The 7,933-nt window shown below is 37.5% G+C and carries 9 protein-coding genes and 3 tRNA genes; 8 read left to right on the top strand and 4 right to left on the bottom strand.

All coding sequences use genetic code 11. The annotated features are described in order from the left end of the window. The 5 genes from ABGX27_01320 to ABGX27_01300 all read left to right on the top strand — a co-directional run. The coding region (locus ABGX27_01320; GenBank protein ID MEO2068135.1) for an amino acid--tRNA ligase-related protein at positions 1–105 on the top strand (105 nt) is incomplete at its 5' end. A 284-nt stretch (positions 106–389) separates the two neighbouring features. After that, positions 390–1,613, top strand: a complete 1,224-nt coding sequence (locus tag ABGX27_01315) for an ABC transporter permease (GenBank protein MEO2068134.1) — start codon at positions 390–392, stop codon at positions 1,611–1,613. 34 nt (positions 1,614–1,647) lie between these two features. Further along, a complete protein-coding gene (locus ABGX27_01310; GenBank protein MEO2068133.1) occupies positions 1,648–2,106 on the top strand; it encodes an N-acetyltransferase in 459 nt (152 codons plus the stop codon). Continuing rightward, positions 2,093–3,319 carry a tyrosine--tRNA ligase gene (tyrS, locus tag ABGX27_01305; GenBank protein MEO2068132.1) on the top strand — a complete coding sequence of 409 codons (1,227 nt, stop codon included), beginning with the start codon at positions 2,093–2,095 and terminating at the stop codon, positions 3,317–3,319. The genes ABGX27_01310 and tyrS overlap by 14 nt, the downstream gene beginning before the upstream one ends. A gap of 38 nt (positions 3,320–3,357) precedes the next feature. Further along, complete coding sequence (locus tag ABGX27_01300; GenBank protein MEO2068131.1) at positions 3,358–4,104, top strand: spherulation-specific family 4 protein; 747 nt, start codon at positions 3,358–3,360, stop codon at positions 4,102–4,104. 5 nt (positions 4,105–4,109) lie between these two features. On the opposite strand, the gene ABGX27_01295 is transcribed toward ABGX27_01300, so the two are convergent. The 3 genes from ABGX27_01295 to ABGX27_01285 form a co-directional block, all read right to left on the bottom strand. Continuing rightward, positions 4,110–4,205, bottom strand: a tRNA-Ser gene (locus ABGX27_01295). Positions 4,206–4,219: 14 nt separating this feature from the next. Then, positions 4,220–4,295 (bottom strand) — tRNA-Lys (locus ABGX27_01290). 5 nt (positions 4,296–4,300) lie between these two features. Continuing rightward, positions 4,301–4,395, bottom strand: a tRNA-Ser gene (locus tag ABGX27_01285). 75 nt (positions 4,396–4,470) lie between these two features. Here ABGX27_01285 and ABGX27_01280 point away from each other — a divergent pair. Continuing rightward, positions 4,471–4,647 carry a Trm112 family protein gene (locus ABGX27_01280; GenBank protein ID MEO2068130.1) on the top strand — a complete coding sequence of 59 codons (177 nt, stop codon included), beginning with the start codon at positions 4,471–4,473 and terminating at the stop codon, positions 4,645–4,647. A gap of 84 nt (positions 4,648–4,731) precedes the next feature. Next, on the top strand, positions 4,732–5,772 hold the full coding sequence (gene rlmN / locus ABGX27_01275) for a 23S rRNA (adenine(2503)-C(2))-methyltransferase RlmN (protein ID MEO2068129.1): 1,041 nt from the start codon (positions 4,732–4,734) through the stop codon (positions 5,770–5,772). A 24-nt stretch (positions 5,773–5,796) separates the two neighbouring features. Here the strand turns inward: rlmN and gltA are convergent, their stop codons facing one another. Next, a complete protein-coding gene (gene gltA, locus ABGX27_01270) occupies positions 5,797–7,233 on the bottom strand; it encodes an NADPH-dependent glutamate synthase (protein ID MEO2068128.1) in 1,437 nt (478 codons plus the stop codon). A 125-nt stretch (positions 7,234–7,358) separates the two neighbouring features. Here gltA and cobC point away from each other — a divergent pair. Next, on the top strand, positions 7,359–7,933 hold a 575-nt coding region (gene cobC, locus ABGX27_01265), incomplete at its 3' end, for an alpha-ribazole phosphatase (GenBank protein ID MEO2068127.1).

Genomic DNA, 7,933 nt, shown 5'->3' with positions numbered 1-7,933 from the left:
ACAGCTGGAGAAGGAATAGGAATTGATAGACTTGTTATGCTCTTTACAAATAAAGATTCTATTAGGGAAGTTCTATTATTCCCACAACTAAGACCTGAAAAATGAAGATAGATAGCTGGAAGGATTTACTTTTTGTCCTTGTATGGTGGGGAGTTCTCCTGCCTTTTGTTTATTATTCTCTTTGTAGACTTGCTTACAAAGATGTAGAAAAGAGAAAGGGATGTATTGGTTTTTCCTCAGGACTCTTTTTCGTTTTTTTTATGCAGGAATTCTTTAAAGACTTTCTTTTTTTAGAGGGGATTTTCTTGATGATTCCCTTTTATTTTATTATTGGCTGGACTTTGTATGGGAATATATGGAACTAACTACAAAGAGAGGAAAGTTTTTGGATGAACCAACTCTTAGCGTGGCTTGCACTAAGAGGTTTTCGCTTTAGGAAGGGTTTCTTTTCTTTTTCCTTTTTTATTGCCGTTCTTGGGGTTATAGTTGGAGTAGCGGCCTTAATAGTTGTTAATGCTGTAATGACAGGCTTTCAGGATGCAATAAGGGAAAGGCTTCTTTCAAGTAATGCAGATATAATAGTTATGAAAAGAACTTCTTCCTTTACAGAATATAGAGAAGCTGAAGAGATTTTAAGAAAAATTCCTCACGTAAAAGGTGTAGAAAGTTTTGTTTACCTTCCTGTAATGGCTACTTCGAGTAATCTTTTAGCACAGAGTGCATCTTTAAGAGGTTGTTATCCAGAAAAAGAGGTAGCAGTTACAAACATACCTAAAAAACTTGTTCTTGGAAGTTGGGAATTTTTTAAGAAAGAAAAAGAAGGAGTTGTAATAGGTTCAACTTTGGCGAATAACTTAGGAATTACGGTGGGAGATAAGATTACTTTGCTTTCTCCAAAAGGAAGGAAAACCCCATTTGGATTTATACCAAGAACTGCTTCTTTTAAAGTTGTTGGAATCTTTGAAGTTGGAATGTATCAGTTTGATTCCTCTTTAATCTTAGCCCATATAGAAGAAGTTAGAAAAAAGTTTGGATTTAAGGATGAAGCTACTGGCATAATGGTAAAAATTGATAATTTAGATAACTTGGAACTTGTGAAGAAAGAAATAGAAAAGAAACTTGGTAAAGATTTTATAGTTGAGGATTGGATAAGTTTAAACAAGAGTCTATTTTCAGCGTTGAAACTTGAAAAATTAGCAATGTTTTTAATTTTAGTTCTCATAGTTATTGTTGCCTCCTTTAACATTTCAAGTCTTTTAATGATGAATGTAAACGCAAAAGCTAAGGATATAGCCATTCTGAAAACGGTTGGAGCTGAGGATTCATTTATTCTTAAAGTTTTTATGGTTCAAGGGTTAATAATAGGAATTATTGGAACGATAATTGGGGAAATTTTAGGAGTAAGCATCGCGATTTTGGGAGAAAAGTATAAATTAATTCCTCTTCCTGCTGATGTTTACTACATTGACCACTTACCTTTTAAAATACATATTTTGGACTGTATCTTAGCAGCAGTCTGTGCTATAGCGATAAGTGTTTTAGCAACAATTTATCCTGCAGGGAGAGCTTCTAAGACTGAGCCTGTAAAAGTTTTAAAAATGGGAGAGTCATAAGTTGGAACTAAAGGGTATTGTTAGAAAAGCCAAAATGAAAGATGCAGAGAAAATACAGTTTCTCATAAATGAATACGCTAAACAAGGGCTTATGCTTCCAAGATCCATAAATAGCATTTATGAGCATATAAGGGACTTTTGGGTTTATGAGAAGGAAGGGAAAGTTCTTGGAACCTGTGCTCTTACAATCTTCTGGAATGACCTGGCTGAAATCCGATCTTTAGCAGTTGACCCTAACCATTTAAAGAAAGGAATAGGAACTACCTTGGTTAAGTATGCTTTAGAAGAGGCAAAAGATTTTGGAATAAGTAGGGTTTTCACACTTACATATCAAGTTAAGTTCTTTGAAAAGCTAGGATTTAGAGTAATTGACAAGAATACTTTACCCCACAAGATCTGGAGAGACTGTATAAACTGTGTAAAGTTTCCAAACTGCGATGAGACCGCAATGGAAATAATTTTGGAAAGAGAGGTAGAGAATGAGAACTCTTGAGGAACAACTTGAAATCATAAAAAGGGGAACTGCTGAGATAATTGGAGAAGAAGAGTTAATAGAAAAGCTAAAAAAGAAAGATACACTTTTTGTAAAAGCTGGATTTGACCCAACTGCTCCGGATCTTCACCTTGGACATACAGTTCTTCTTTGGAAGTTAAGAGATTTTCAAGAACTTGGACACAAAGTTTATTTCCTAATTGGTGATTTTACAGCAATAATAGGTGATCCGACTGGAAAGTCCGAAACTCGTCCTCCACTTACAAAAGAAGAAGTTTTAGAAAATGCGAAAACTTACGCTGAACAAGTTTTCAAGATTTTAGATCCTGAAAAAACTATAGTCGTTTTCAACAGTGAATGGCTTTCTGAAATGACTGCAGCCGACTTGATAAAGCTTACTTCGAAATATACAGTAGCAAGGATGTTAGAAAGGGACGATTTTGAGAAAAGATTTAAAGAAGGAAGAGCTATCCATATTCATGAGTTTATATATCCCCTTTTACAAGGGTACGACTCTGTTGTTTTGAAGGCAGACGTAGAGCTTGGAGGAACTGACCAAAAATTTAACCTTCTTGTTGGAAGACACCTTCAGAGGGAGTTCGGACAGGAAGAACAAGTGTGCATAATGATGCCAATTTTAGAAGGGCTTGACGGCGTTCAGAAGATGAGTAAATCCCTTGGGAACTATATCGGTATTTTAGAGCCTCCAGAGGAGCAATTTGGAAAAGTAATGAGAATTTCTGATGAGCTTATGTGGAGATACTACCGTTTAGTTACTCGTGTTCCTGAAGAAGAAATAAATGAGATGGAAAGACTTGTAAAAGAAGGAAAATTCCATCCAATGGAAGCAAAGAAAAAGCTTGCCGAGACGATAGTTAAAACCTTCCACGGGGAAGAGGCTGCTAAGCGAGCAAGAGAGCACTTTGAAAGAGTCTTTTCAAAGAGAGAGCTCCCAGAAGAAATTCCAGAACCTACAATTTCAATTCCTAACAATCCTGTATGGCTTCCAAGGCTTTTAAAAGAAGCTGGACTTACAAAGTCCACTTCTGAAGCAAGAAGACTTATAAAAGGGGGAGGAGTTAAAGTTAACGGCGAAAAAGTAGTAGATGAAAACCTTGAAATAGATGTTTTAAGTGGAGAGTTCATACTTCAAGTTGGAAAGAGACGTTTTGCTAAGATAAAACCTGAGAACGTTAAAGTTGAGAATCGTTAGGGGGGATTCTCCCCTTATTATTCAAATTTTGGAAGAACATGAGAAAAATCATATTGATTTTTGTTCTATCTTTTTTTGTTTCTTGTGGAGGGGAAGAGTATTCGGAACTATCGGCAAAACCGAAGATAAAGGGAAGTATTCTTCCTGTATATTCTTACAATTTTACAGTTTGGGATCAGATAATAAGTTTTCCCGACGGTTCTAAAAAGTTTTTTATCGTTATAAATCCTTTTAACGGTCCTGGAGTAGTAGTTGACTATCAGTATTCTGAATTTGTATCAGCCATAAATGAAAATGGAAAAATTCCTTTGGGATACGTTTACTCTTCTTGGGGAACAAGAGATATGCAAGAAGTAGAAGATGATATAGATCTATGGCTAAAACTGTATCCAGAAATAAAAGGTTTCTTTATAGATGAAGTGGAAGGTATAAATGAGACGTTCTACTACTACAAAAAGATAACGGACTATATTCGTTCCTTAGGAAACTTTTCTATTGTTCTTAATGTGGGAGCACTTCCCGATGAGGCTTATTTTGATATAGCAGACCTTGTTGTTATCTTTGAAAATTCTCTTGACAAGGTTGAGGATCTTCAAGTTTCCTCTTTTAGAGACAAAAGTGCTTGCCTTGTGTATCAAGTCCCTTATGAAGATTGGTTTGAAACTTTTGAGATGGTTTCTGAGTTTTGCAGTTATGTTTTTCTAACTGATGATAGTTCACCAACGCCTTATGATTCTTTACCTTCGTATTTTTGGGAGGAAATGGAAGAAATAGAGAACAACTAGTTGAATGGCGGAGAGGGCGGGATTCGAACCCGCGGTACGGGCTTTAAACCCGTACACCCGCTTAGCAGGCGGGCGCCTTCAGCCAGCTCGGCCACCTCTCCATAAAAGAAAAAAATGGTGAGCCGGGGAGGATTCGAACCTCCGACCTACGGATTAAAAGTCCGTTGCTCTACCAACTGAGCTACCGGCCCACTTATGGCGGAGGGGGAGGGATTTGAACCCCCGGAGGGCTGGTTAGGCCCTCAGGTGATTTCAAGTCACCCGCCTTCAGCCAGACTCGGCCACCCCTCCGTTTGCGTATGAAAAAGATATGCCCTATGTTTTAGTGTGTCAAGAACCTTGATTGGATTCTTTAGGGGGAAAAAGATGCTGAAAAAGGAGCTTTTAGAGATCCTTGCTTGTCCTAAATGTAAAGGAGACTTAGAATATAGAGAAAAGGAAGGGAAACTCATTTGCCATAAGTGTAAACTTGCCTATCCTATAGTTGATGATATTCCAGTAATGCTTATTGAAGAGGCAGAAAAAATTGATGAGCAAAGTTAGTTTCTTTTTAGCACTACTGTTAACGGTTGCTTTTGTGGGTTCTACAATTTACGGAGTTGTAAAAACTCTTAAGAGGAGAAAGAAGTGATAAGGATAAAGGACTTAACCTTTAAAGAACTTCAAGATTTTGTGGTAGATCTTGGGCTTGAAAGGTATAGAGCTAAACAAATTGCTCAGTGGCTCTATAAGAAAAGAGTAAAAAGCTTTGAAGATATGACCAATATATCAAAAGGGGCTAGGAAACTTCTTTCTGAAAAGGCAAAGATAGATGTTTTAAAACTAGTTAAGGTTGAAGAATCTGCTGATGGAACTAAAAAATATCTTTTTGAACTTGAAGATGGAAACAGAATAGAATCGGTCTTTATTCCTGAAAAGGATTGGAATACTCTTTGTGTATCTACGCAAGTTGGATGTCCTGTTGGATGTAGTTTTTGCCTTACTGCAAAGGACGGTTTTACAAGAAATCTTTTGCCTTCAGAAATTGTTGACCAGTACATTCACGTTCAAAGGGATGTTGGAGAGAATAAAAGGATTTCCAACGTAGTATTTATGGGAATGGGAGAGCCTTTCTTAAACTTTGACAACGTTAAAAAAGCAGTAGAGATAATGACACACAAAAATATGTTAGACCTCTCAACGAGAAAAATAACAATTTCAACTGTTGGAATTGTCCCCGGAATAGACAGAATGGCTAAAGAACTAAATAAAGTGAAACTTGCAGTGTCCCTTCACGCAACAACAGATGATGTAAGGGAAAAACTTGTTCCACTTAACAAAAAATACCCTATTTCCGAGATAATGAAAGCCTTAAAACGTTATCCTGCAGATAATGTAAGAAGAATAATGATTGAATATGTAATGCTTAAAGGAGTAAACGATACAGTTGAAGACGCCAAGAGGCTTGTAAAACTAATTAAAGGATTACCTGTTAAGGTTAACTTAATTTCGTTTAATCCCTATCCAGGAAGTCCTTATGAACCTTCAAGTAGAAAGCAGATAGAAAAGTTTCAAAAAGTTTTGTGGGACTATAACATTGCAGCTTTTATTAGAGATTCAAGAGGGCAAGATATTTCAGCAGCTTGTGGAATGCTTAGAACTAAAGAAAAACTTTGTTCGTGTTGTTAAACAAGGGGGCAGAGCCCCCAAAGATTACTCTTCTTTTCCTTTATATTCCCACTTTCCAGTTGTTAAGTACTTGTGAATGGATTCAGCAGCTACTCTTCCGTGTTTGATAGCTGTAACAACAAGGTCTCCACCGTTTACAACGTCACCACCAGCCCAAATTCCTTCAATGTTTGTTCTGAACTCTTCATCTACAGTAGAGAGGTTGTTCCACTTATCAATGTTTAATCCTTCTACGTCCTTGTAGGCTACAGGGTTGTCTCCCTGTCCAACTGCGAAGATTACAACATCACAAGGTATTACATGTTCTGAATCAGGGATAGGTTCTACTTTTGGTCTCTTGCTACCTTCAACGTGAACAAGTTTCATCTTAACGCACTTAAGACCTACCACTTCTCCATCATCGTTTCCAAGAACTTCAATTGGCTGTGTAAGCCAGTGCATCTTTACGCCTTCTTCTTCTAGGCATTCCCACTCGTCCGCTCTAGCAGAGGAAGTATCTTTTGTTCTTCTGTAAACAACGTGAACCTCATTATCAAGTCTTACAGATACTAAAGCACAGTCAACAGCTGTGAATCCACCACCAACAACAACCACTTTCTTTCCTGTTGGGATTTCAACGTCCTTGTCTGGAGCAAGGAGAGGATGGATTTCTCCTGTATTTACCTTCATTAGGAATCCAACTGCAGAGTAAGATCCCTTAAGATCAACGCCGGGAATATTCATTTTCTTTCCTCTACCGGAACCAACAGCAATAAACACAGCGTCATACTCTTGTCTTATCTGGTCAAGTGTAATGTCTTCTCCGACAACCGTATTTGTTTTAACTTCAACGCCAAGATTTAGTATAAGATTGATGTCCCAATCAAGAGCTTCTCTTGTAAGTCTTGGCTCAGGAATTCCGTATCTCATTACGCCGCCAAGGTATGGAAGAGCTTCGAAAATCGTTACTCTGTGTCCTTTCTTAGCTAGGAAGTATGCAGCAGAGAGTCCAGCTGGGCCACCACCAATGATTGCAACCTTCTTTCCTGTATCTGGAAGCTTTTCTTCCTTCCACTCAATACCTGACATTCTTACTGAGTCTGCAATGAACCTTTCAAGCTCTCCGATGGCAACAGATTCTCCATTTTCTTTTCTTTGTAAAATACATGTGCTTTCGCAGAGCCACTCTTGAGGACAAACCCTTCCACATACAGAACTAAACGGGTTTCTTTCTCTTAAAATTTTGTATCCTTCAAAAACGTTTTCTTTTTGAATTGTTTCTATCCAGTTAGGAATTTTACTTTGAACAGGGCAGGAATCTAAACAGGTAGGTGTCTTACAAAGTAAACATCTTAAAGACTCATCTTTAGCTGCTGTATGACCATAACCAAGAGTATACTCGTTGAAAACTCTTTTTCTTACATCTGGAGGAAGTATAGGCACAGGCATTCTATCCATCCATCTGTCAAGCTTTTTCTTCATAGAGACCTCCTTACAAAGTATGTTGGCGAGTATTTTAGCAATTTTGTTAAAAAATTGTAAAAATTTTTTAAAAACTTTTGCTGGTTTATAATTCCCCTTCAAAAATACCTTTAAGGAGTTAGGAAATGCCAAAGATTATCCTTGTAAGACACGGAAAGACCGTATGGAATGCAGAAGGTAGGTATCAAGGAAAGATGGATATTCCTCTTAACGAAGAAGGAAAAGAACAGGCTAAAAGAGTTGGAGAAGCTCTCAAAAGTTTTCCAGTGAAGGCTGTTTACTCAAGTCCTCTCTCAAGGTGTAAGGATACAGCTTTAGAAATTGCTAAACACCATAACATTCCTGTAATTGAGAGAGAAGGATTTAAGGAGATTGACCACGGTGAGTGGGAAGGTATGCTTGCAAGTGAAGTTGAAGAAAAGTATCCAGAACTTTTAAAACTCTGGAGAGAAAAACCGGCAGAAGTTAAGATGCCAGGTGAAGGTGGAGAGACACTTAAAGATGTTTACGATAGAGCAGTTAAGGCTTTTGAAGAAATTGTTTCTGAACATGGAGAGGATGACCTTATAGTAATAGTTGGACATGACGCTACAAACAAGGTTTTAATGTGTTATCTTCTTGGGGTTGATCTCAATAAGTTCTGGGCTTTTAAGCAGGCAAATTGCGGAATTACAGTTCTTGAATACGACCCAAAAACAAA

The sequence above is a fragment of the Desulfurobacteriaceae bacterium genome, from assembly GCA_039832905.1.
In the GTDB taxonomy this organism is placed as follows: Bacteria; Aquificota; Aquificia; order Desulfurobacteriales; family Desulfurobacteriaceae; genus Desulfurobacterium.
Note: the sequence above shows the minus strand (reverse complement) of the source record. Positions and strands in the feature narration are given on the sequence as shown.